The organism is Affinundibacterium baiyunense, from assembly GCF_018139645.1.
In the GTDB taxonomy this organism is placed as follows: Bacteria; Pseudomonadota; Gammaproteobacteria; order Burkholderiales; family Burkholderiaceae_D; genus Undibacterium; species Undibacterium baiyunense.
The window spans coordinates 109,424-134,982 of sequence record NZ_JAGSPM010000003.1 but is presented as its reverse complement, the minus strand read 5'-3'; the positions used below and the strand labels follow the sequence as shown (position 1 = coordinate 134,982).

Annotated in this window: 17 protein-coding genes; 11 read left to right on the top strand and 6 right to left on the bottom strand. The window is 43.9% G+C overall.

Annotated features, from left to right (window positions below):
* Positions 1–197: 197 nt before the first annotated feature.
* The 3 genes from KDM92_RS06195 to KDM92_RS06185 all read left to right on the top strand — a co-directional run bounded on the left by KDM92_RS06195 (position 198) and on the right by KDM92_RS06185 (position 5,114).
* Positions 198–1,538 (top strand): ATP-binding protein, encoded by a 1,341-nt coding sequence (locus KDM92_RS06195; protein WP_212683537.1) that lies wholly within the window; start codon positions 198–200, stop codon positions 1,536–1,538.
* A 70-nt stretch (positions 1,539–1,608) separates the two neighbouring features.
* The gene (locus tag KDM92_RS06190) at positions 1,609–2,505 is read left to right on the top strand and encodes a DMT family transporter (protein WP_212683536.1); all 897 of its coding nucleotides are present in this window, start codon (positions 1,609–1,611) and stop codon (positions 2,503–2,505) included.
* A 371-nt stretch (positions 2,506–2,876) separates the two neighbouring features.
* A complete protein-coding gene (locus tag KDM92_RS06185) occupies positions 2,877–5,114 on the top strand; it encodes a DUF1631 family protein (RefSeq protein WP_212683535.1) in 2,238 nt (745 codons plus the stop codon).
* Positions 5,115–5,258: 144 nt separating this feature from the next.
* On the opposite strand, the gene KDM92_RS06180 is transcribed toward KDM92_RS06185, so the two are convergent.
* Positions 5,259–5,969 carry a DUF4136 domain-containing protein gene (locus KDM92_RS06180; protein WP_212683534.1) on the bottom strand — a complete coding sequence of 237 codons (711 nt, stop codon included), beginning with the start codon at positions 5,967–5,969 and terminating at the stop codon, positions 5,259–5,261.
* Positions 5,970–6,455: 486 nt separating this feature from the next.
* On the opposite strand from KDM92_RS06180, the gene pepN reads away from it, so the two are divergent.
* The 5 genes from pepN to KDM92_RS06155 all read left to right on the top strand — a co-directional run bounded on the left by pepN (position 6,456) and on the right by KDM92_RS06155 (position 15,280).
* Positions 6,456–9,125, top strand: coding sequence for an aminopeptidase N (gene pepN / locus KDM92_RS06175; RefSeq protein ID WP_212683776.1), 2,670 nt, complete (start codon positions 6,456–6,458; stop codon positions 9,123–9,125).
* A gap of 48 nt (positions 9,126–9,173) precedes the next feature.
* Positions 9,174–10,178, top strand: a complete 1,005-nt coding sequence (locus KDM92_RS06170) for a class 1 fructose-bisphosphatase (RefSeq protein WP_212683533.1) — start codon at positions 9,174–9,176, stop codon at positions 10,176–10,178.
* A 416-nt stretch (positions 10,179–10,594) separates the two neighbouring features.
* Positions 10,595–12,322: an alpha-keto acid decarboxylase family protein gene (locus tag KDM92_RS06165; protein WP_212683532.1), complete on the top strand. Its 1,728-nt coding sequence runs from the start codon at positions 10,595–10,597 to the stop codon at positions 12,320–12,322.
* A gap of 77 nt (positions 12,323–12,399) precedes the next feature.
* Positions 12,400–14,412 carry a flavin monoamine oxidase family protein gene (locus KDM92_RS06160; protein ID WP_212683531.1) on the top strand — a complete coding sequence of 671 codons (2,013 nt, stop codon included), beginning with the start codon at positions 12,400–12,402 and terminating at the stop codon, positions 14,410–14,412.
* A gap of 289 nt (positions 14,413–14,701) precedes the next feature.
* Positions 14,702–15,280: an outer membrane beta-barrel protein gene (locus KDM92_RS06155; protein ID WP_212683530.1), complete on the top strand. Its 579-nt coding sequence runs from the start codon at positions 14,702–14,704 to the stop codon at positions 15,278–15,280.
* A gap of 131 nt (positions 15,281–15,411) precedes the next feature.
* Here KDM92_RS06155 and KDM92_RS06150 read toward each other — a convergent pair whose 3' ends face one another.
* The 5 genes from KDM92_RS06150 to KDM92_RS06130 form a co-directional block, all read right to left on the bottom strand.
* Entirely contained in the window at positions 15,412–15,900 is a 489-nt protein-coding gene (locus tag KDM92_RS06150; RefSeq protein WP_212683529.1) for a hypothetical protein, read from the bottom strand.
* 20 nt (positions 15,901–15,920) lie between these two features.
* Positions 15,921–16,238 carry a hypothetical protein gene (locus KDM92_RS06145; protein WP_212683528.1) on the bottom strand — a complete coding sequence of 106 codons (318 nt, stop codon included), beginning with the start codon at positions 16,236–16,238 and terminating at the stop codon, positions 15,921–15,923.
* A gap of 272 nt (positions 16,239–16,510) precedes the next feature.
* On the bottom strand, positions 16,511–18,025 hold the full coding sequence (locus KDM92_RS06140; RefSeq protein ID WP_212683527.1) for an aminotransferase class V-fold PLP-dependent enzyme: 1,515 nt from the start codon (positions 18,023–18,025) through the stop codon (positions 16,511–16,513).
* Between the two features lie 252 nt (positions 18,026–18,277).
* Entirely contained in the window at positions 18,278–18,739 is a 462-nt protein-coding gene (locus KDM92_RS06135; protein ID WP_230408204.1) for a YeeE/YedE family protein, read from the bottom strand.
* A 16-nt stretch (positions 18,740–18,755) separates the two neighbouring features.
* Positions 18,756–19,196, bottom strand: coding sequence for a YeeE/YedE family protein (locus KDM92_RS06130; RefSeq protein ID WP_212683526.1), 441 nt, complete (start codon positions 19,194–19,196; stop codon positions 18,756–18,758).
* Positions 19,197–19,874: 678 nt separating this feature from the next.
* Between KDM92_RS06130 and imuA the strand changes: the two genes are divergently transcribed.
* The 3 genes from imuA (at position 19,875) to KDM92_RS06115 (ending at position 25,558) form a co-directional block, all read left to right on the top strand.
* Complete coding sequence (gene imuA, locus KDM92_RS06125) at positions 19,875–20,696, top strand: translesion DNA synthesis-associated protein ImuA (protein ID WP_212683525.1); 822 nt, start codon at positions 19,875–19,877, stop codon at positions 20,694–20,696.
* Positions 20,611–22,248, top strand: coding sequence for a Y-family DNA polymerase (locus KDM92_RS06120; protein WP_212683524.1), 1,638 nt, complete (start codon positions 20,611–20,613; stop codon positions 22,246–22,248). Before imuA ends, KDM92_RS06120 begins: the two co-directional genes overlap by 86 nt.
* 151 nt (positions 22,249–22,399) lie before the next feature.
* Entirely contained in the window at positions 22,400–25,558 is a 3,159-nt protein-coding gene (locus tag KDM92_RS06115) for an error-prone DNA polymerase (protein ID WP_212683523.1), read from the top strand.
* The last annotated feature ends 1 nt before the right edge of the window (position 25,559 follow it).

The window sequence follows — 25,559 nt, the reverse complement described above, 5'->3', positions numbered from 1 at the left end:
CAAATTCAAGTCTTCCTCGAATTAAACGGAATTTGTCGTCAATTTGTACAAAGTTTCAAAATGTGCGCAAAGCCTACGAAAACGCTTAAAAATCTCGTGTTTGGCATAGACATTCTTATAAAATAGCTGGCGAGGAGAATCTTAATGTGGTGTTTTTGCAATAATCTAGCAGTCATACATGGCGACCGAGGGTACTCGTGAATCGCCTCTTTCTACGTTTTTTAATCCCCGTATTACTGTCTATCGCGTTCGCCACGGTGCTGGTGTATGCCGTGATTACTGGGTTATTCGGTGATCCAATTGAAAAGAATGCAGAGCGTCAGGCAGCGCCGCAAATTTTTTTGATTGAGCAATATATTGATAAGGCAGCGACGGATGAGTGGCTAGCGCGCTTAAATAAGGTGCGAGAAGTTTCACAAGTTCAATTTGAATTGATCCCGCTCGCGCAAGCGCTAGAGAAAATCGATCGTGCTCAAGTAAAGAAATTGCAAAACGGTAAAATCGTCATAGATGCTGCGAATCGTGCATTGTTTCGTCGTGTTGACCTTGATGGTGAACGCTATATCGGTAGTGACGAAGATGTCTTGTATGCACAAAATTTACCGATTGATTATTGGTTTAATATCCGACTTGAGATCGTTCGTTTTGTCATTGTCGCCTTTGTCCTCTTGATTCCGATTGCCTTTTGGTCGAGAGCGCACTGGCGAGATATTCAAGCTCTGTCCCGCGTGACAACTGCGATTGGCGAGGGGGAATTATCTGCACGTGCGACAACTTCGAGCAAGGCAAGTATTTATCCCTTAGCGCAACAAATTAACTTGATGGCGGGCAGGATTGAACAGCTGATTCGTGCGCAAAAAAATCTTTTACATTCAGTCTCGCATGAAATTAGAACGCCAATCGCACGTTTAGAATTTGCGCTAGAAATTTTGCAGGATAGCGCTGACAGTGAAGTGGAGGATAAGCAGGCGAGTGCTGAGCAAGAAAAACGTAAGCAAAGAATTCAGGCGATGCAAGCAGATTTGAGCGAGTTGAATACGCTAGTATCTGAGTTACTCAATATGGCTAAGTTGGAAGCGCAAGGGCAGCTAAGTAAGGTACAACTGGATGCTAAAGTCTTGGTCGAAGAATGTTTGCAACATTTACCGCCAATGCCCGCACATTTGCAACTGCAGACAGTTTTAGCGGAGAACGATTTGTTGCTTCAAGTCGATCAACGTCTGATTGTTCGCGCAATTCAAAACTTATTGAAGAATGCATTCAAGTATGCCGAGCAGCGGATTATTTTTTCAGTGCGGCAAGACAGCGATCAATGCTTGATTACCGTAGAAGATGATGGCGCAGGTATTCCCGATAACGATATGGAAAAGATTTTTGAACCTTTTTATCGTCTAGATCGTAGTCGCGATCGTGCTACTGGCGGGTTTGGTTTGGGTTTGTCGATCGTGAAGCAGATTGTCTTGTTGCATGGCGGCAGTGTGTCGGTTCTTAAATCGGAAATTGGTGGTGCGCGCTTTGATATTCGTTTGCCGATTTAATTTTGTCTCTAACAGTGACGAATAGTCTTGCTGGGCGTGATCTACGATTTTCTACTATGGGGAGTAATTCTTGCAGTCCACACAATTTGATCGTCGTAAGCAACTGATAGGTCTTAGTTTGGCAATTGCTGGGGCAATTTTGTTTTCAGCAAAAGCGATAGTCGCTAAGCTGTTGTATCAATATCAGCTTGATGCGGTCACGGTAATCGCCTTCCGCATGCTTTTTTCTTTGCCAGTCTTTGGCGCAATCGCGTGGTGGCAAAGCCGTCAACAAGCGCCACTCGCCTCGACAGATCGTTGGCGCTTAGTAGGTTTAGGATTCGTTGGTTATTATTTGTCGAGTTTTTTAGACTTTTTAGGACTTCAATATATTTCGGCTGGCCTTGAGCGTTTGATCTTGTTTTTAACGCCTTCCTTTGTATTGCTGATCCATGTGTGGTGGTTCAAACGCTCAATTCGTCCAATTGAATACCTCTCACTTGGGATAGCCTATCTCGGGATCGTACTGGTTTTCATGCATGATCTTTCTTTTAATGGGAATCAGGTTATCCTTGGCGCGGGTTTGGTGTTGGGATCTGCGTTGGCGTATGCCGCGTATTTGATTCAGTCTGGCGAAATGGTTGCAAGAATTGGTTCATTACGTTTGGTTTCATACGCTATGTGCGTCTCGAGTGTGGCATGTATTTTGCAGTTTTTGTTATTGAAACCGATCGATCATTTGATTCAGTCTTGGCAAGTGGTTTCTTTATCTGTTGTAAATGCGATCGCCTGTACTGTGTTTCCGGTATTTCTAACGATGTTTGCCATTCAGAAGATAGGTGCTCCAAAGGCGTCTCAGGCTGGCATGATAGGTCCCGTATCAACCTTGATATTCGCTTATATTTTTTTGAATGAAGCGATTACCGTTTGGCAGTTAATTGGTTCCAGTTTAGTTATTGTCGGGATGTATTTGTTGAGTCGTAAATAATGCGCTTGGTGCTATAAAAGAATAATTAAAAGAATAATTTTTCTCGTTCAATCTTAGAGAATGCTTATTTTTCTTTTCCTCGGCTTGAGAACGACTAGTCGAATTAATGGAAAACAACTTATACTCAAGCATTCCGTTTGTCCTTAAATTTTAATTTGGGAAAGCAACAAATCTTTATGGCATCAGAGAATTCCCCAGAAACCAAAGAGCATTCTACTGAGGATGATGGCAGCCCCAAGTTCGGGCGACTTCTTCTTATTTTGTTAGCTGCAGTTGCATTGATTGTGCTAATCACATTCGCGACCGAGGCTTATCATACGCCTTAGTGCAAAATGGTTGTTGCCGATTTGAATCATTATTCTGAGTAAGCTATGGATTCCACGCCAATTTCTCCAACTGTTGCAAATGCAGCGAAAGATGCTACCAGCGTAGGCAAGCCCGCGACTGGGCACTTGCGTGAAAATAAAGTCTTGGAGTCTTCGAGTGCTTCGCGTTTATTGATTTTACAAAGTATGGTGCCGTTGGCTACGAATTTGGTCTCCTCTCAGCTAGAGGCACTGTCCAATCGTTTGGCAGAACAATTATTTAAACTTTCTGATCAAGCAGTGCGACCAGAAGAGGCGCGTATTAGTCTAGATGCCCATCAACTCATAAAGCGAAATAGTACAAACTTTTATCGTCTGGTCGCGAGCCAGATTAATGCTGCTTTAAGTCGCGAGGTAAGTGTTTTTAATACAAGAAAACGCGTCAAGAAAGATCAGCAGTATTTAGACAACACGGCGCAAACCTATGAGGAAATGGAAGGCAAGATTTTGCTACGCAATGCGAGTCATGCGCTAGAAGTGTTGAATGCGGAACCTTTAGTGATGCTTAACACTTTGATAGGACGCATATTAAACCGCATGCCAATTGATGTTTCGCAAAATCCTTTTCGGCCTGAAATCTTTGTAAAAGCGGTGCATCAGGCGTGGATGGAATTAGATCCCAATCCCGCTTCGCATTTATTAATTTTGCGATTATTGCAGCCAGCGGTGTTTTTGCAATTGCATCCTATATTAGATGAAATCAACCAAGCCTTAATGGCGCGTGGTATTCGTCCAGATGGTGACGATTTGGCGGATGCTTCAACCGGGAATTCAGTTTATTTGCCTGTGCAAAAATCGTTCAATATGGATCCGTATCTTCAAGATAAATTGAAGCGCGTATTTTCCGGACAAATTGAGTTACCGTACACCGATCCTGATCACGGCTTGAGTAGCCTAGCGATGGTTAGCGACACCTTGACCAATCAACTAGATCATGATGCGGAAGAAGATCATGCTGACAAAGCGAGTATCGACCAACAGTTTTTTGAAGATTTGCGTGAGATGCAAATCCGCTATGCAGAAACTGAGAGTAATACGACGCAGTTAAGATCGCGTTTGCACAAAGTGTTGCATTCGCCGTCAGCACAAAAACTCAGTTTGCTCGAGCGGAACACAATTGAATTACTTGCTCGAATGTTTGATTATATTTTTGCTGATCCAAGCTTGGGCAGCGATATGAAAAACATGATTGCGCAATTACAAATTCCGATTGTGCGAGTCGTTTTATTTGATCGTGATTTCTTTTTTAGAGAATCACATCCAGCGCGCACCTTACTCGATATGCTCGGTAGCTCTGGTATTTTGTTAGATCAAGAGTCTAGCAATCCAGACCCATTACTAGGCGTGATTGGCGATGTAATAGAGCGCGTGCAATCCGAGTTTGATGAGCATATCGATTTGTTTTCCGATGTCGTCTCAGATTTAGAATCGTATTTGAAGGAAGAAGAATCGAAAGCGCAGATGGCGATTAGCCAACCCGTACAAACCGCATTAAGTGCAGAAAAGATGCGAATCGCAAGGGAATTTGCCGAACATGATGTGGCAATCCGGGTCGAAACTGGCGAGGTAGCGGGTTTCTTAGAAGTGTTCTTAGAAGAGCAGTGGATACGCATTTTGACTATTGCGCATAGCGTTAAAGAAGAAAAACCGCATGCGTTGGAAAATGCCTTAAAGACGATGGATGATTTGATCTGGAGTCTTAAACCCAAGAATAGCCCAGAAGAGCGTAAAGAGTTGATTGCAAAGTTACCTGCAATGCTGACTTTACTCAATGCGTGGTTGAATGCGATTCGGTGGGATGAACCAGACCGTGTTTTATTTTTCTCCAAGCTAGCTGAACGTCATGCGGCGATGGCCCGAGCTCCGTTGGAATTGTCGCCTCGTCGTCAATTGGAAATCGCCGTCAATATCGCACAGCGTGCTAGTAACCGTCGATTAGAGCGATTTGTGCATGACAAAAATGTCCAAGAAGAAGACGAGGCAAGTAAAGAGGTCGCTGCTTTAGAGCGAGGAATGTGGCTGGCTTTTAGCGAAGATGCAGAACAAGTGACCCGCTATAAGTTAGCGTGGATTAGCCCGAAACGCGGTAGCTTTATTTTTGCAAATCGCCAAGGAGATCAGGCATTTTCTATTACAAACACGGATTTGGAAGCCAAATATCGAGCCGGAACAGTCAGCACTATTTTGGCCAATTCTTTGGTAGATCGTGCTCTCAGCCATGCCTTGCGAGATTTAGCAGTGTAAAAAATAAGCTGACTTTTTGCTTTTGTGGACCAGCAAGTTAGGCAAAAAATACCGCCTATAAAAATACCCCCAATAAAAATGCCCCGATGCTTTGTTGTATCGGGGCATTTTTTGATGGTGCTAATAGATTTTTATGAAACAAGCTTATTTTTCTAACTCGATTTCTACTTTGCTTTCACCGGTCTTGTTTGGAAATTCACGCAAAGCGCTTTCTACTAGTAAGGCGATATAAGGATCAATATTCTCATCAGCCTGAGTTGTTTTTGCGGTGACTGAATACAATAATTTTCCTGTTTTTGCATCATTAATACTGATTTCAATGCCATGATCAAAGTATTGGCGAGCCTCTAACTGAGCTCCATAAAATGGATCATTTAAACGACCAAATGCCCAAGGTGAATAAATTGGTCGGATATAACGTGGATAGAACACGGAGCGTACTCGCATAGGGTAGTAGGGGTAGCGCAAAAAGCCAGAATACATAGGGAAGGAATTAAAGCCTCCCATAGGAATCACCAGACCAGATGGGGTAACGATGTAACTGACTGGCCCGTATAGTGAAGAGACGTGAACATTGCCGGGAATCGAGATCAGTTGTAAGCCAACTTTTAGCGCTGCGTTTTCAGCTGCAGCCTCGCTAAAACCTAATTCTTGCAAACGTGCTTTAAGGTCTTCGGTCGCATGTAAATATTCTGGTTCTTTAGCTTGTTCGGCATGTTCAACAAAGGTGTAGGATTTTTGCGGTAATACCTCCGGTAGTTGATTAACCGTCTTGATATTGCTGGTGAAAGTGCTCGCGCATCCTGTAAGTAAAAAAGCACTGAATATGAGTAAGCTAGCTGTAAATTTTTTCATGATGTTTGCCTCCGGTATTGCTCGATGATACTAGAACTACATAGAACCAAGTGAATTGCATCGATTGTTGTGACTCTAACATGATCCACAAAGTCACGAAAGTCGCTGTCATAGATCAACGTCGAAATTCTCGATGTGCTTGAAACGGTTTGCATACCACTTTAAAAAATCTCACTTCGAACTCCATTAGTATCGAATAAGGAATGAGTAAGGAATGAATAAGGAATAAACGTGAACGATCCGAGTTTGGTAACAATATTTTTCTGCTTGTGGTGGATTTTTATCTAATTTCTTGATTTCCCCCCCATCTCAGCTTGCTTTGATTACCTTGTGACGATTATCTCACTGCAATTGTTGAGATTTGCAGCCTTCCAGTGTCTGTGCTTGGTAAAATATGCGCTTCCAATTTTTTCTGCCGAATAACACCACTTTCGACAGTTGTTTTTATTCATTTGGGTGAAATTTATGCGAAAACCAGAGCAGGACATGAATATTGCTACTCCCGTCACGATTTATCGTAAAGACTACGTTGCTCCCGGATTTTGGGTCGATACCGTAGAGATGGGGTTCGACTTACACCCGCAACGTACCCATGTTGCTACCCGTATCACGATGCGGCGCAATCATGATAGCGCGGAAAAAGATTTGGTCTTGTTTGGTGAAGATATCAAGCTGCTGCAATTGCGCATGAATGGTGTCAATCTGAAAAAGTCCGCTTACAGCTTGAATAAAGAACGTCTAGTGATCAGCAATGCACCTGATCAGGTGACGTTGGAAATTGAAACGGCGATTGCCGCCGACAAAAACACTACGATGTCGGGTTTATACGTTTCTAATGGTAATTTCTTTACCCAATGTGAGGCGGAAGGTTTCCGCAAGATCACGTATTTCCCTGATCGCCCTGATGTGATGGCGAGTTACACCGTTATGTTACGCGGTGATAAAAAATTGTACCCAGTGCTTCTTTCTAACGGGAATTTGATAGAGCAAGGTGATCTTGATGATGGTCGACATTATGCGAAGTGGGAAGACCCATTCAAAAAGCCGTCTTATTTATTTGCCTTAGTCGCTGGTAAGTTGGTGTGCCAAGAAGAAAAATATAAGCTCAAATCCGGCCGTCAAGTTTTGCTGCAAGTGTGGGTAGAAGAGGGCAATCTCGATAAAACCCAACACGCGATGGATTCATTGAAAAACAGCATACGCTGGGATGAAGAGCGTTTTGGTTTAGAGTTGGATCTTGATCGTTTCATGATCGTCGCCACCAGCGATTTCAATATGGGCGCGATGGAAAACAAGGGCTTGAATATTTTTAATACCAAGTACGTGCTAGCGAATTCTCGCGTGGCGACCGATACCGATTATGCAGGGATTGAATCGGTAGTTGGTCACGAATATTTTCACAACTGGACGGGAAATCGCGTCACGTGTCGCGACTGGTTTCAATTGTCTTTGAAAGAAGGATTGACCGTCTTCCGCGATCAAGAATTTTCTGGTGATCTGGTTGGCAACGAGACTGGGCGCGCGGTCAAACGCATCGAAGATGTACGCGTGCTACGCCAATTGCAATTCCCTGAAGATGCAGGTCCGATGGCGCATCCTGTGCGTCCTGACTCGTTCGTCGAGATCAATAATTTCTACACCGTGACTGTGTATGAAAAAGGTTCCGAAGTAGTGCGCATGTATTACACCTTGCTGGGCCACGAAGGCTTCCGCAAAGGGATGGATTTATACTTTCAGCGTCATGACGGACATGCGGTGACTTGCGATGATTTCCGTACGGCGATGGCGGATGCGAATGGCCGCGATCTCAAGCAGTTTGAACGTTGGTACAGCCAAGCCGGTACCCCACATGTGAAGGCGCATGCTAGCTACGACGCCAATGCAAAAACGTATACCTTGAACTTGAGTCAATCGTGTCCTAAGACTGCTGGGCAAGCAAAGAAATTACCTTTCCATATTCCTGTCGCCGTCGGTTTGATTGATGCAGAAGGAAACGATATTCCTCTGCAATTGCAAGGTGAATCTGCGATTGCTACGACCAAGATTTTGGAATTAAAAGAAGCGCAGCAAAGCTTTGTGTTCATCAATATTGATCGTGAAGTCACGCCATCAATCTTGCGTAATTTTTCTGCACCAGTGATTTTGGAATACGATTATAGCGACGAGCAATTAGCGCATTTGTTAGCACACGATAGCGATCCGTTCTGTCGTTGGGAAGCTGGACAACGATTGGCGATGCGCCGTTCGTTAAACTTGGTAAGTGCGGTACAAAAGGGTGAAGCATTGAGCTTAGATGATTTGTTCATACAAGCATTGCGTAAGACTTTAAACGATCAACATCTCGATCCTGCCTTCCGTGAATTGGTGCTGACCTTACCGTCTGAAGTGATGATTGCGGAGGAAATGGCAATCGCTGATCCGCATAGTATCCATACTGCACGTCAATTTGTGCGCACGACTCTGGCGCAGCATTTGAAGGCAGATTTGCTGCAAGCCTATCAAGACAATTTGACGCCAGGCAAATACAGCCCTGATGCACAATCTGCGGGCAAGCGTGCATTGAAAAATTGCGCTTTAGCGTATTTAGTCGAGTGGCCAGACGCAGCCACCTATGCTTTAGCGCATACCCAGTATCAAGAAGCAGAAAACATGACTGACCGTATCGCGGCTTTGAGCGCGATGTTGCATTGTTCTTCAGCTTTGGATAAAGCGCATAGCAAGACACGCAAACAAGTGTTAGCACACTTCTACAAAGAGTTTGAAAGCGAAGCTTTGGTGATCGACAAATGGTTCACACTGCAAGCGACGGCGCCGACAACGGATGTGGAGCAAGTACGCGCTTTGATGCAGCACAAGGCGTTTAGCATGAGTAATCCGAATCGTGCACGGAGTTTGATTTTCGCCTTCTGTAACGCCAATCCAGCACGCTTCCACGCGGCTGACGGTAGTGGTTATGCTTTATGGTCTGAGTGCGTGATTGCCTTGAATAAACTCAATCCGCAAGTCGCAGCGCGCTTGTCTCGTAGCATGGATAGATGGACCAAGTATCCCAAAGCTAATCAAGCATTAATGAAAGCGGCTTTGCAAAAAGTAGCAGCGACGAAGAAACTATCTAAGGATGTATTAGAAGTGGTAACGAAGGCTTTGGCGGCGTAAGGATCGCCAACAGAACAATCACCAGATTTATTTTAAAGAAGGAACAATATGAAACGCATTAGTCTGACCCGTTTTTTGGTCGAAGAGCAAAGGCTCAATAATAATATCCCCGCAGAATTGCGCCTGTTAATCGAGGTTGTTGCACGTGCTTGCAAAACTATTAGTCATGCGGTTGGTAAAGGTGCATTGGGCGAAGTCTTGGGTACAGCGCATTCAGAGAATGTACAAGGCGAAGTGCAAAAGAAACTCGATATTTTATCCAATGAAATTTTGTTAGAAGCGAACGAGTGGGGCGGTCATTTGGCGGCGATGGCGTCGGAAGAAATGGAAACCATCCACCCAATTCCGAACCGCTATCCACAAGGCGAATACATGCTCTTGTTCGATCCACTTGATGGTTCTAGCAATATCGATGTGAATGTGTCGATTGGTACTATCTTCTCGGTTTTAAAAGCGCCAGAGGGTATGGGCGCGCCAACAGAACAAGATTTCTTGCAAAAAGGGTCTCAACAAGTTGCCGCAGGTTACGCAATTTATGGCCCACAAACGATGTTGATTTTCACGACTGGTAATGGCGTCAATTGCTTTACCTTAGATCGTGAAATGGGTGCTTGGGTACTGACTGAACGTAATATTCAAATTCCGGTGGATACGCAAGAATTTGCAATCAATATGTCCAACGTGCGTCACTGGTATCCGCCAGTCACACGTTATGTGGACGAAATGCTGGCAGGTAAAACTGGCCCACTGAATAAAAATTACAATATGCGCTGGATCGCTTCGATGGTGGCAGACGTGCATCGTATCTTGCATCGCGGTGGCATTTTTATGTATCCAGCTGATAAGCGTGAACCGGATAAGGCTGGTAAACTGCGTTTGATGTATGAAGCCAATCCAATGTCGATGATCGTCGAACAAGCAGGCGGCGCATCAACCGATGGTAAGCAACGTATGTTAGATATTCAACCAAGCGCATTGCATCAACGTGTGCCAGTGTTCTTAGGCTCAAAAAATGAAGTGGATTTGATTACACGTTATCATTTAGAAGGATGAGTTAGCCGTAGTCATAAGGTCTTCAAGTAGGGACTTTAACTAAACTCGGGTGTTCAGGTTTAAAGGCACAGACAGAGGAAACTCTGTCTGTGCCTTTTTATTTTAGCCTGTATCGGTATGCATTAGCGTGTAAGCGAATCATTAACACGTCAAATTGATGAGCCTTTATTCATTGGCAACACGCTGAATAGTTGGAATAGCTGATCGAGAATCACTTGCCGCGTAATTCGTATTCTCCTATAGATCAATGCTACGTTCCGCTATTTAAATTTGATATTTTCAAAGTTAATTTATTAACTGGCATGTAATTTGCTGTTATCGGACTTGCGATTGTCAACATGTTTGTGCTGATCGTTATTGATCACAATTTGTGAGGTTGAGGTCGCCCGGTTAATTAATGACAAGGAAGATATCTCATGCGTTCCCAACCATTTACCGTAGCGGATTATCTGCTAACTCGCTTATTGCAGCTGAATGTCACCGATGTGTTTCAAATTCCTGGTGATTACGTTAAACATTTCACCCAAGCTTTAGAAAATTTTGATGGCATTAACACGATAGGTGCGATCAATGAATTAGACGCGACTTATGCAGCTGATGCCTATGCGCGTACGCGCGGTCTTGCTGCGGTTTCCCTGCAATATGGTGTCAGTACCTTTAGTGCCTTAAATGCGGTTGCTGGTGCCTATGTTGAACGCAGTCCTATTGTCGTGATCAGTGCTTGTCCGGGCGCAGATATGCGCAATCAGACTAATATGTACGGCATGATTTTTCACCATTCCACTGGTAATTTAGATGCTGATCAGAATGTGTTCAAGAATGTCACCGTTGCAGCAGAAACTTTGAGCACCTCTGTGGGGGCTGCCGAGAAAATTGATGCCTTATTAATCGCCGCATTGACGCATCGTCGCCCTGTGTATATCGCTTGTTATAAAGAAGTTTGGGGCGAGGCTTGTCCTCGACCATCGCCAACACCGTTGAAAGCCGCGCGACTAACAAGTGAAAAACTCGCTTTAGAAAACGCCGTGGAATTGGCATGGTCGCAAATCACTGCGGCGAAAAAGCCATTGATCTTTGCTGGCGTGGAAGTGCTGCGTTTTGGTCTCAGCAAGTTACTACAAAAGATCATCGACGCCAGTGGCATGCTCTATACAACGAGCACTTTGGGAAAAACCGTGGTCGATGAAGTGGGCGAGCAATTTATTGGAACGTATGCTGATCAAGCTTCTATTTCCAGTGTGATCACAACGGTTGAACAAGCCGACTGCATCATTTCACTGGGCACGATTTTGACTGATGACTATTTGTGGCTGATGGAAAATAAATACCCTCAAATGATACAAAGTTCCATCGGACAAATGCGGGTTGGTTACTTCCAATACGAAAATGTGTTCATGCAAGATTTTATGGAAGCCCTCTTGAAGCGTTTTCAGAAATCAAAGTCATACCCGCTAAAAGTACACGCTTCAGCCAAACCAGTTTATCCCGAGCCGTGGATATCAAACTCGGATGTGCGTTGGAAAGATAAGCCAGAAGTCATCACTTACAACCGCTTCTTCCAACACACCATGAAATTCTTGCAGGATCAGAAAATGCTAGACGACATCGTCATGGTGTATGGCGTGAGTAGTGCGATGTATGTCGCCAGCAATGCAATCGGTATGAAACAAGGCAGCTATATCAGCTCCGCAGCTTGGCAATGCATAGGATTCGAAACTGGAGCCGCCTCTGGCGCGCAACTAGGTAGCGGTAAACGCGCGTTAACGATAGCAGGTGATGGTGGTTTTATGATGGTCTGCCAATCTTTATCTACCTTGGCTCGCAATAATTTGAACTCAGTGATCTTTGTTATGAGTAATGGTGTGTATGCGATTGAACAAGTGTACGTTGATATCACCGCCTTTCAGGCAGGTCCTCAGCACAAATTTGATCGCTTCGACATCTTGCCCAAATGGGATTACATGGCGCTGGCGCAAGCCTTTGGCGCTAAGGGATTTAAAGTCGAGACAGTAGAGGAGTTGAAGCGTGTTTTACCACTGATTAAAAGAATCAAATCACAGCCAGTCTTGGTGGAAGTTTGTATTCCAGAAAAAGATTTACCACAACAGATGGCACGTCTGGGAAACGAAACTTTACCTGTGTAAGCACGTATTTAGTCATCAACAAGTAATCAATTATTTTAATTGTTCCAATCATTCTAATTATTTAGTAGGAGACTTTCATGGCAAAAGCAAATTCAAATGCGAAGACATATTCTATCTTTGGTGCTGGTGCTGCCGGTTTATACACCGCATGGCGCTTACTCAATGGTGAGGTCAAAAACAGTAAAGATAAAAGTAAAAAGCTCTCAAAAGGCGACACCCTAGAGCTCTACGATTGGGGACGTTACGACTTTTCTAAAGCCTTTCCCGGTACTCGCGCTGCGGGTGCGCGTATCTGCACTTGGCACTACAAAAATGATCAATCACAGTCCTACCTAGAACTCGGCGGTATGCGTTATTCCGATTGGGATATGAATGCAAAAGATGCGAACAACGGCACTGCACCCGGCCATCGAGTCGTCACGACGGTCATCAAGCAATTAGGGCTCGACAAATATTCTGTGCCATTTAATGAATCGACGAACCCTCTTTACTATTTGCGCAGTAAGAACTTTTTTTTAAACCAAATTACTTCGCAAAATCCTGCGCCTTATCACGTTGATCATTATGGCGCAGATGGCGCGCCAGATAATGGATTCTCGACCTTAGAAAAATTATCAGTGAACAAAAATCTGACCCGTCGTCAATGGGATACTTTTTATCGTGACGGCGTGATTAAGGTGGAAACGGGCGATGCCTCTGTTTATCAAAAAGGCGATAAATTAAAAGATATCGGTTACTGGAATTTGATGTACGACCAATTAGGCAGTGAAGGCTATAACTATGCAGCGGATGGCAATGGCTATAGCTCCAATGTGATCAATTGGAACTCTGCTTACGCGTTTCAAGCGAATAATGAATTCACCCCGGGCAATCAATATAAGACGATTAATATCGGCTACTCAGGCATGTTTAACGCCTTGTTCGAGCAAATCGTCAAGCTCGCTAAAGCGCAGGGCGTGATCTTCAACTATCAACCGAATACGCGCCTGCAATCTATCGTTGCCAAAGATAAAGTCATTCACTACAGCTATGCAACACGTGAAAATCCATGGAAAAAAGCTGGCACCAAAACGACCGATGCTGCGTGGTTAGCGATGCCGCGCCATGCGATTGAGCAGGTGGCACAAGGTTCTCGCTTTGATGCTGATGCGGGCGTGACTGATGTTCTCAATCACCGTAAAGTGCAATTGTATTTAGAGGCCGCCATCATGCAACCATCTTACAAAGTTGGAATGTTCTTTGATACGCCATGGTGGACTGCGGACGCAGAAAATCCACCGACTTATATGCCGCAATTAACAGGCTACGAAGTGACCCAACGCGCAGTAGTGCAATTAAAGGCTATGGGTTTATCGAAGACAACTTTAAAAGCATTAAGTAGTTTAGTTGGCATTCCTTATGCGAGTTCTGCAGATTTGATCGGTGCAGTGGAAGCGATCACGGAAGAGCGTTTAAGTCTTAAACACGAAAACGCTTTACTACAAGTGACTTTGAATAACACGATAGGCCCTAGCGTGACTGACACGCCAATTCGTCAAGTCGTGTATTTTGGTAATAACGCCAGTGATACCAAAGCCAAACCTATCTATGGCTTGCTAGCCAGCTATGACGATGAAGTCTATACGACGTTTTGGAAAGAGATGGAACTAGAACCAAATCAAGAGCAACACATTCCTACGAATGAAAATGTACAGACCTTGCAAGGCCCGAAAAAGGTTCCAACACGCATGGTCAAAATGCTGCGTAAACAATTAGCTGAAATTCATTTTGGTCCTAATTCAGATTACAGCATGGTGCCAGCACCTGTTGAAGCTGCTTATATGGATTGGTCATTGCCACCTTTTAATGCTGGCTACCACGCATGGGCGTCGCATTTTAATATCGGTGACGTACAGCAGAAGATTCGTAAGCCTTCGCAATTGATGGAAAAAACCGATGTGAATATTTTTATTGTTGGTGAAGCGTATTCAAATGATCAAGCATGGGTGGAGGGCGCTTACTGCACGGCAGAGTCAGTGCTGAATGATTTCTTCGGTATCGAGCCAATTATCGATAATCGTGAGTACCCGTTTATTTGTTCAGCGAAGTAAAACTTAATTGTGGAGTTGATTTGGTTACATAGAATCGCATTGAAATTTTATGTAGCCAGTTTTGTTTATTTGAGGTCTGCTAGCGATGCCTTCGTACGAAAGTTGATGCGTACTTTTTGACTAAAGGTACTGTATTTCAATACTACTTAGTTTATATAAGACGACTTAGTAAAACAAATTTCGATTTCTTTGACCCCAACATTAGACTCGCTTCCATGTTGTGCACAGCGATCAAAAGCAGTGCATACATTGAAGCAGCTGGTTTTGATTACTTTTAATAGAGGTTCATATGTTGAAGAAAAATTTGTTTGTGTCCCTGTTGTTGGTCGCTGGTTTGGGTATCGGCGCTTCCGCTTCTGCACAAGTGTATGTTGGCGGTACAGTTGGACAATCTAAATGGAATGTCGATTGCAATCAATCAGGTGTGAGCTGCGATAAGACAACGAATTCATACAAAGTGATCGGTGGTTATAACATCGATAAAAACTTTGCGGTAGAAGCAAGTTACTTCTCCTTAGGTAAAGTAAAAGCAAATGCCGCGATTGGTGCAGTTAATGCATCAGCAGAAGCGAAGGGTACAGGCTTTGAATTGGCAGGTGTGCTCAAGCATGACTTTACTGAGCAATTTGGTGGCTTCGCGAAATTGGGCGTTGCGCGTGTTTCCGTTGATACGAAAGCGAACGTTCCATCGGCGTTTTCATTCTCTGAAGATACGAAATCAACACAGCCTGTCGCTGGTTTAGGTTTGACTTATAAAGTCAGCAAAGAAATCGCATTGCGTGGTGAGTTCGAATCACGCCGTGTAAAAATCGGTGACGAGAAAAATACAGTTAATAATTTCTCAGTTGGTGTGCAATACACGTTTTAATTTGGCGTAGTTGTTAGCTGTTTTTGAAATAGATCTTACCGGAAATTACGTATTTAATCGCAACATCATAGTAGTACGAACGCGCAATCAATTGACCTTGATTGCGCGTTTTTTTTGAGCTATTGAGCTGCCTAGTCGAGGCGTTGAAAACCTTGCTCTAACCACTTGGCTGCGGAAGATGGATTCAATTTGAAATCGGGGCGGACTTTAATTTTCGCAATCTGTTCGCCATTGTTATTGAATGCACTTAGATAAGCGTGTGGGTCATCTTCATCCGGAATGATTTGCAAACAAATTTTGTAATCAGTGTCATCCGCATTGAGCATTAAACTTTTGTTCAGACTCGCATGCAGTTGCTGTTCATGACGACGTACAAACTCACTTGCGGTTTTGACTAAAGTATTGAATGCGTTGTGATCTAATGGCTTAGGATTTTTCTTGTCGCGTCCCATTGTCCATGGGCCAATTAGCGCTGCTTCCGCTTCACCATCTTTGTACATCGCAACTGCCCAGCCATCATCCTCTTCATTTTTTATCACGCGCGCGGTCCAGCCTTTCGCTTGCCAAACGCGTGATTCTTGAATCAAAGTGCCTTCATCGGATGTTATTGTTTCAGACATGTGATCTCTTATTTGCTTATTTATTTGTTGGATGTTTTGCTAAACACTTTAACGATACTCAGACCTTCACTGCCTGTCTTGCAAGTATAAATACCATGTTTTAATTGTATAAATTGTTCTGCATCCAGATCGACAGTTTGGCTATTCACCATCAAAGAACAACTGCCTTTGAGTACATACAAATGAAAGCTATGTGAAGCCTTGATGGTGATACTTTGATTGGCTTCATAGGTATTGCTATAGAACTTGAAATTTTCGCTTGGGCGATGTTGCTGACGTACGTTGATTTCTGAAATAGCACTATCGTTGATAGCAGACCAGGATTGAACTTGTGACATGAAATTCCTTAAAAATGAGATAAATCTCGATGCAGTAGAAGACTGTATCGAGTTGGCATTTAATTGCGATGATTCTGAGAGCTTGGAGGTGATAAGAACAGGACGTGCTTAGTAGTCTGCGCGACAGAAGAAAATGTAGTATACGTGAAATTGGTGATTTCTTGATTTCTCAAGACGTTTGCTAAATGAATCTGTTTGATTCACTGATCGCTTACCCGTTGGTGGTTTAGTGATTTAGTGATTTGGGTAAGCGATACTGCATCATTGACGAATTAAACTGCGAACCAGTTAGCCACCATAGTTGCTTCGACTGGTTTTGCTTCTTTGTGTAGGAACTCGTTAGTCGCACAGTCGTAACGATATGCAGTTGCCCATTCTTGATGTTGCTCTGCTAATTGTTTAATGCTGGCGCAAACATAAGCGATTTCGGCATTGGTCGTTGTCGGATGAATTGACATGCGTATCCAACCAGGTTTGCTCGTTAAATCACCAGAGCTAATTTGGTCAGTGAGTTTATGTGAAGTTTCTTGATCAACGTTGAGTAAGTAATGACCATAAGTACCTGCACAGCTACAGCCGCCGCGGGTTTGAATGCCGAAACGATCATTTAGCAGTTTAACGCCAAGATTAAAATGTAAATCTTGGATGAAGAAAGAGATCACACCAAGACGATTTTGATGTTGAGGGGCGAGTATAGCTAAGTTGGGGATTTTTCCGAGTTCAGCAAATACAAAATCGGTGATTTCTTTTTCGCGAGCCAAAATATTGGCAACGCCCATTTGCTCTTTAAGCTGTATGGCTAATGCAGTTTTGATGACCTGTAAAAAGCCGGGCGTACCGCCATCTTCACGGCTTTCAATATTATCGATGTATTGATGTTCACCCCAAGGATTAGTCCAAGTCACTGTGCCACCGCCCGGGCAATCGGGCACCATATTGCGATAGAGTTTTTTATTGAATACCAACACGCCGGAAGTGCCAGGGCCACCTAAAAATTTGTGCGGTGAAAAAAAGATCGCATCTAAATAGCATTCCGGATCAGCTGGATGCATATTGATTTCAACATAGGGGCCGGAGCAAGCAAAATCCACAAAGCACAAGCCATTGTTTTGATGCATTAACTTAGCGACTTCGTAATAGGGAGTCTTAATCCCAGTGACATTCGAGCAAGAAGTAATGGACGCGATCTTCATTGCTCTATCTTGATACTTGTGCAGTAAAGCTTTTAAGTTATCAATACAAAATAAGCCTTGTTCATCAGCTGGAATCACTTCAACATCGGCAATCGTCTCCAACCAAGAAGTTTGGTTAGAGTGGTGCTCCATGTGTGAGATAAAAACGATGGGACGTTTATCTTTAGGTAGTGAGAAATAGTCTTTTAAGGATTCTGGTACTTTGAAACCAAGAATCCGTTGAAACTTATTCACCACACCCGTCATGCCCGTACCGTCATTGATCAACACATCGTTGTCATCGGCATTCACATGCTTCTTAATAATGTGTTTGGCTTCGTGATACGCCAAGGTCATCGCAGTACCGGAGATGGTTGTCTCGGTATGGGTGTTGGCAACAAATGGACCAAATACGTTGATTAATTTTTCTTCGATCGGGCGATATAGGCGTCCGCTAGCTGTCCAATCGGTATAAACAATATTTTTTGTGCCGTAAGGTGACTCAAATTGTTGATTGATACCGATGATTTGTTCTCTAAATGGCGCGAAGTGTTGTTCAAGTGCGCTAGCGCTAATGACGGGTGCCGAAGAAGCCGAAGTTGCTACGTTATCCATTGCGATGTTTCTCTTGATGAAGAAGCGATGTCGAAAAACACGATGTTAACATAAGCTTATGCTAGTGGGGAATTTACAAATTACGAGAAAGTCTATTGATATATTCGAATAAGTTGCTTCTTTAGATATAAAAATGCCCCGTTTGGATTTTCTGCTTAGAAAATCGGACGAGGCATTTTTTATTTATACGACAGTTTGTGATGTCCTTGTTCTTACTTATTTTTACGAATATCTGAATTTTTTGAAGAAAAATTAGTCGTCGTTATAGTCATTGATTTGGCTAGGATTGCGACGCGCTGTTATTTGGTTGAAGCGATCAGCAAGCCACATTCCTAAGCACATCGTCAGTACAAATCCAGCGCCTTTAGCAATCCCTGCGCCGAGTAAAATAATGCTTGGGCCAGGACAAATTCCAGCGATTCCCCAGCCTATTCCAAACAACAAACTGCCAACAATTAAACGACCATCAATATCCGTTTTTTTAGGAAAACGCAGTGGCTGGCCGGACCACGCTAAGGTCTTCTTTTTTAGGATAGTGAACGGCAAAATAGCGATGCCGATTGCACCTGCCATGACTAATGCCAAAGATGGATCCCAAGCACCAAACAAATCTAGAAACGCCAACACTTTAGTTGGGTTTGCCATGCCAGCAATGATCAAGCCTAAGCCAAAAATAATGCCACTGATTGCAGCGATGAAAACGTTAATCAACATAAAAAATTAATCTCAATTAAAGGATGTGGCGAATTAGTGCAACTGTCGCGAAACCCGCAGCCATAAACACGATGGTGGCGATGATAGAGCGCGGTGATAAGCGTGAAATACCGCAAACGCCATGCCCACTTGTACAACCAGAACCGAGTCGGGTGCCGAAGCCAACGATGAGACCAGCAAACAAAATTGCAGACCAATCTAGTTGCATATCGATGGCAGGCAGTTCAGCAAATAGACTGTACAAAAAGGGGCTAACAGCGAGGCCGAGAATAAATGCAAGGCGCCATGACCATTCGGATTTATTGGGTTGAAATAGGCCAGTAAAAATGCCCGCAAGAATACCTGTCACACCTGCAATTCGGCCAATTCCTGCCATCAATAAAACTGATGCTAAACCGATTAATAAACCGCCACTGATTGCAGTAAACGGCGTAAATTGTTCCCATGCGATGTGCATCGTTTTTCCTCAAAAAATTGTCGACAGAATGATTTTTAAAGTGCACTAAAGTAAGCGATGTTGTATATCGACTTGTGGATAAATTGCGGATCTTCGTAAGAGAAAATCATCACAAAAAAATCGCAATATGAAGTCGCACAATTCTATTTTTTTGGAGCTAGCGATTGCATGCTCGCGAGGTCAAAAAATATCTTGTACTGCTTGCTTTAAAAAACCAAAAATAATTATAGAGGGAAAGGAAGAAACAAGTGGGCGGGCATCAGCGCCAGAAAATCGACAAAAGCGCAAAAAAGAGAAACTGTTTTCTTGAGGCATCTCATCGGTTGCTGTCTTAGTTTGCTTGATGCCAGTTTGGTAGTGAGGTAGCTGCAGCTCGTCTTATGTCTCTTTATCGTTATTCGATTCATTGCGACCTTGTTTGTAGGCAGATTCGATTTATGCAATTTATTGGTAATGCCATCTTTTTCATTTTGGTAACTCCGTAAAATTGCTCAGGTGAGCATGTTGTTAATAACCTAGCGAAATTGTGTTTCCGCATGCATGATGCATTGCTTGATTTGCTAGGTAAAAACTATTGGTCACCTCTGTAAAAAGCAGGCAAAAAAATATTTAAGCAAAGCTTTGAAAAAGCCTTAAACAAGGAATATACTGTATATCCATTCAGTATTTTTGCTTATTATGTTTTCCGCTACATCACCACGTCCTCATGTCAATTTGGAAAATCTGCACCCGTCTTTGTGGCGCGCATCGCAGTTGGGGCGTAGCTTTGGCGATTATTTGGACTGTGCATATCCCTCGTTGGCTAAGGAATTACCTGGAGCAGGTTGGCCTTTAGCGAATTTAACTGAATTATTAGTACAGCAAGCTGGCAGCGCGGAATTGCAATTACTGAGCCCGGCATTAGCGCAATTAAAAGAGGGCAGGATCATTTTTTTGAATACACCTTATCAACCGCAGATTCTGGCACTTTCTGCTTTGCGTCTAGATTTATCGCGGGTGTTATGGCTACCGTGTAGCAAACCACAAGATGCTTTGTGGGCAGCAGAGCAGATTGTAAAGAATCAAGCTTGCAGTGCCTTATTGCTGTGGCAATCGACGGGTCATCGATTTACCGCTGATGCTTTACGTCGCTTGCATTTGGCAGCCCAAGCGGGGCGGTGTTTGTTTTGCCTGATACGTCCGTGGGAAAGTCAGTTCAGCCCTTCGCCTGCACCCTTAAGACTAAAACTATCACGCCAACATACGGGTTTACAAATTGAGGTGTTTAAGCGACGAGGGGCGCAGCAGATCAAGCCCATTGTTTTACCAATCAAGGATTTTGTTCCGCAATGTTTATTACCAACGAGTCAGTCTGATAGCCAACCTGATAGTCAACTTTATAGTCAATTCCAGCGCCAGCTTCATAGTCAACATCATGCCAAGCTTGATTCCTCCATTGTGGATAGCCATTTACCTACCGCAGCTCGCGCTGGAGGTGTTTCATCCGCATTGGTGGGGTAATGGTTTTAGTGAAGCTCAAGCTGATCCGCAGCGCGATCAATCACCTTTGCAAGCCGAACATCTGCTGGTCGTTTGTGAGCAACAGCGTATTTATGCTTTGAGTGATGCGCTTCGCGTGTATGGTTTATTGCCTGGCATGCGGCAAAACAGCATAGGCTTATTGTGCGAACAAGCTGTGATCAAACAACGTGATCTTGAATTAGAAAAAGCATTGCGTCAGCAAGTGGCGATGAGTCTTTTACAGTATTCGCCACAAGTGTGTTTTTGCGAACAGCATGCCGATATTATTCAGATTGAAGTCGCTGCTAGTTTGCGTTTATTTGGTGGTGTACGACGACTGTATCGCCGTATTCAACAAGACTTGTGTGATATGGGACTTAGTGCGCAAATTGGGATCGCACGTAACGCCAGCGCTGCTAGTTTATTGGCGCAAAAGAATACACAAATACCCGCACATTCAAGCGCACAAAAAACATCGACAAAAACATCAGCAAAGTCAGCCAGCAAGCAAGTGCGATCGCGCCAGTTGCAAATTTGTTTAAGCAATCGACACTTAGCGCGACATTTGGATGTTTTACCTTGTTATTTACTTCCAAGCGCACAGACTTATCTTGATTGGTTACAAGGCATCGCGTGTACTGATTTGGGGACATTACGCCATTTGCCCCGCGCTGGTTTGCAAAGGCGTTGTGGCAAAGCCTTGTTGAATGCTTTGGATATTGCGTATGGCGAGCAAGTCGCCTTACACCAATGGATTACGGTTCCTGATCGTTTTCATGCGCGTTGTGAGTTACCTGACCGCATCGATAAAACCGACATCATTTTTCATTTCACACGCGGTTTGGTTTTGCAATTATGTGGTTGGCTGAATCAACAACAGAAAGCTATGAAGGAATTTAGTTTGATCATTGAACATGAGCGTGGTCGTCAAGCGCTCGCACCGAGCTTATTGCCGATTTCATTAGCGCAAGCTTGCTGGCAAGAAGAACACATTACACGTTTATTAAAAGAAAAACTCGCCCAGTGGCAACTTGGTAGCCCAGCGATTGCAATACGTTTAGAAGTTCATCAGATAGAAGCACGACAAGCTTTCAATACTTCTTTATTTCCTGATCAAACTAGCCAAAGCGAAAGTGAAAGTCGTTTATTAGAACTCTTGATCGCTCGTTTAGGTGCAGAGCAAGTGCTGCAAGCCGCGCCGTGTGCGGATCATCGCCCTGAAGTTGCGAATCGTTGGGTTTCGGTATTGGAAAAGTCCGCTGGTAAAGCGCAGATATCAGCATTTAATAATCCGCGTCCGAGTTGGCTGCTGAAAGTTCCTCTTGCACTCAATGTCAGGCAACACAGCCCTTACTATGGATCGCGTTTAAAACTATTGTCTGCAGCAGAACGGATAGAAGCAGGTTGGTGGAATGGGAAACTGGTGACCCGCGATTATTTCATTGCTGAATGCAGTAACTACTATCGTTATTGGATTTATCGCGAACGCATAGGGCAAGAAAAACTCATGCAAGAAGATGAAGCTTGGTTTTTACATGGCGTGTTTGGATAAACATTTTTTGTATTTGCAAATGTTGGGCACATTTAAGCCGAATGAATAAACGCAGTATGGGTATTCATAAATACCGAATCAATAAACGTAAAGCTAATAAACATAGAACCATTAAACGTAGAAGAATCAATAAAAGCAGTAGCAAGTCATTATGCTTCCTCATTACGCCGAACTTTACTGTCAAACCAATTTTAGTTTTCTACATGGTGCGTCACATGCAGAAGAACTTATCGCGCGTGCAGTCAAACTCAATTATCAAGCACTCGCCATCACTGATGAGTGTTCGCTAGCTGGCGTGGTGCGCGCGCATGAAGAAGCGCTAAAGCATAATTTTCCTTTGATTATCGGGAGCGTTTTTCAATTAGAAGCAAGCTTGCTAGAACCCCAGTTAGCGCAGATGCGGATCATCGTGTTAGTACAAAATCGGGATGGTTACGGTAACCTTTGCGAATTGATTAGCCTAGCTAGAATGCGTGCGAATGTTGTTAAAGGTAGCTATCTGCTTACTCCTGAAGACTTTAGTGATCCACCTCAAGATTTACAGCACATCGCGGGTCTACCTGATTGCTTATTAATTTTAGTGCCAGCTTATCCACTTCAACCAGAAGTAGTGCGAGCGCAGACCGCATGGATGGCTCGTCATTTCCCGCAACGTACTTGGTTAGGTTTGCATTTGTTAACGCAAGCGATGGATGACTGGCAACAGCAACAATTGCAAATCATAGGACATGAATTCGGTTTGGCCGTTGTTGCTATCGGCAATGTATGCATGCATGTACGTTCACGCAAACCACTACAAGATACCTTGACAGCGATACGCTTAGGCAAAGCAATCGCGGATTGTGGTTATGATTTAGCGCCAAATGCGGAGCAGCATCTGCGCTCACGTTTACGATTGGGAAATATTTATCCTGCATCTGCAATACAAGAAACTTTACGCATCGCCGATTTATGCCAATTTTCATTGAGCGAGTTGCGCTATGAATATCCAGATGAACTGGTACCACAAGGACAAACCCCCGCTTCATTTTTACGCCAAGAGGTCTATGCCGGGGCGCAACTACGCTACCCGAATGGCATTAGTGCAGCGACGAGAAATAAAATTGAATATGAACTGCATTTAATTAATGATCTTGCCTATGAAGCTTATTTTTTAACGGTGTATGACATTGTGCGCTTTGCTCGTTCGCAAGATATTTTGTGCCAAGGGCGTGGCTCTGCTGCTAATTCAGTGGTCTGTTATTGCTTGCACATTACTGAAGTCAGCCCAGAAAATGGCATCTTATTATTTGAACGATTTTTATCGAAAGAACGTGGCGAACCACCCGATATTGATGTTGATTTTGAACATCAACGACGAGAAGAGGTTATTCAATATTTGTATAAAAAATATGGTCGACATCGTACCGCGTTAGCGGCTGCGGTACATACCTATCGGCCGCGTGGTGCTTTGCGTGAGGTTGGTAAAGCACTTGGTGTGGACGCACATTTAATCGACAAACTCGCCAAATCTCAGCATTGGTTTGATAGCAAAGAAGCTTTGTTAGAACGTTTTAGTGAAAGCGGTTTAGATCCGCAATCGATGATCGCGCAACAATGGGCTGATTTGGTGAATCAACTTTTAAAATTTCCAAGACACTTATCCCAGCACAGTGGCGGCTTCGTGATTGCGCGCGATAAATTAACGCGTTTGGTTCCTGTTGAAAAAGCGAGTATGGAAGGGCGCAGCATTATTCAATGGGATAAGGATGATTTGGAGGCATTGGGCTTACTCAAGGTCGATGTGTTGGCATTGGGCATGCTCTCTGCCTTACAACGCGCTTTTAAATTGATGCGACAAATCCCCGGTTGCCCACAACGGATGCAAGATATTCCTGCGGAAGATGCCGTTACTTACGACATGATTTGTCGAGCCGATACGATCGGTGTTTTTCAAATTGAATCACGCGCTCAAATGGGTATGTTGCCACGCTTGCGACCCCGTTGTTTTTATGATTTGGTAGTGCAGGTTGCGATTGTGCGCCCTGGGCCAATTCAAGGTGGGATGGTGCATCCTTATCTTAAACGCCGACAAGGATTGGAACCAGTCGTTTATCCCACACCAGCGATAGAAAAAGTTTTATCGCGCACTTTAGGTGTGCCGATTTTTCAAGAACAAGTGATGCAAATTGCGATGGTCGCTGCTGATTTTACGCCAGGTGAAGCCGATGAATTGCGGCGTGCGATGGCAGCATGGAAGCGTAAAGGTGGGCTCGCCCATTATCAAAGCCGTATCGTCGACACCATGGTGAAAAATGGTTATGAAAAAGAATTTGCGCAAGCGGTATTTGATCAAATGCTAGGCTTTGGTGAATATGGATTCCCCGAAAGCCATGCAGCAAGTTTTGCTTTATTAACCTATGCCAGTTGTTGGATTAAGTGTCATCAACCTGCGGTATTTTTATGTGCGTTATTGAACTCGCAACCGATGGGATTTTATTCGCCATCGCAGTTAGTGCAAGATGCTAAACGTCACCAAATTAGAATACGACCGATTGATGTGATGTATAGCGATTGGGATGCGAAGTTGGAAGACTTACCCTTACAAAGCCATAGCGAACAACAAGCTGCAGTACGCTTAGGGATGTCTTTATTGCGTGGTATGTCGCAAGCGGCGGCAGAGCGGATCAGTCAAGCGCGTCAGCAAGCGGTCTTTCACGACATTCAAGATTTAGCACGTCGTGCGCAATTAAATCGTGCTGACCTCGAAGCTTTGGCTGATGGAAATGCTTTAGCTGCATTGACTGGTAATCGTCATCAAGCACTATGGCAAGCAGTTGCGGCCGTTCCTGACAAAGATTTACTGCGCCCTACAACGCTTGCGGAATCACCAGCGCAGCTGAGTACACCTAGCGAGGCACAAGAAATTTTGCGCGACTATCACAGCACAGGGTTAACTTTACAACGACATCCAATTGCTTTACTCAGATCGCGACTTTTAAAACAGCGCTTTCTCCCATCAGATGTATTGCATAAGTTTCAAAATAAACAGTTCGCACGTGGTTGTGGCCTAGTGACAGTCAGGCAGCGACCTGGTACTGCCAAGGGCGTTTTGTTTATAACGATAGAAGATGAAACTGGTCCGGTGAATGTGATTGTCTGGCCAGCTTTGGTAGACCAATTTCGGCATGAAGTATTGAATGCCAAGTTGTTGGGTGTCTATGGCATTTGGCAAACCGATGGAAAAGTACACCATCTGGTTGCCAAACGCTTGGTCGATATGAGTCACTTACTTGGTGATTTTGTTGCAGTTAGTCGTGACTTTTGTTAGC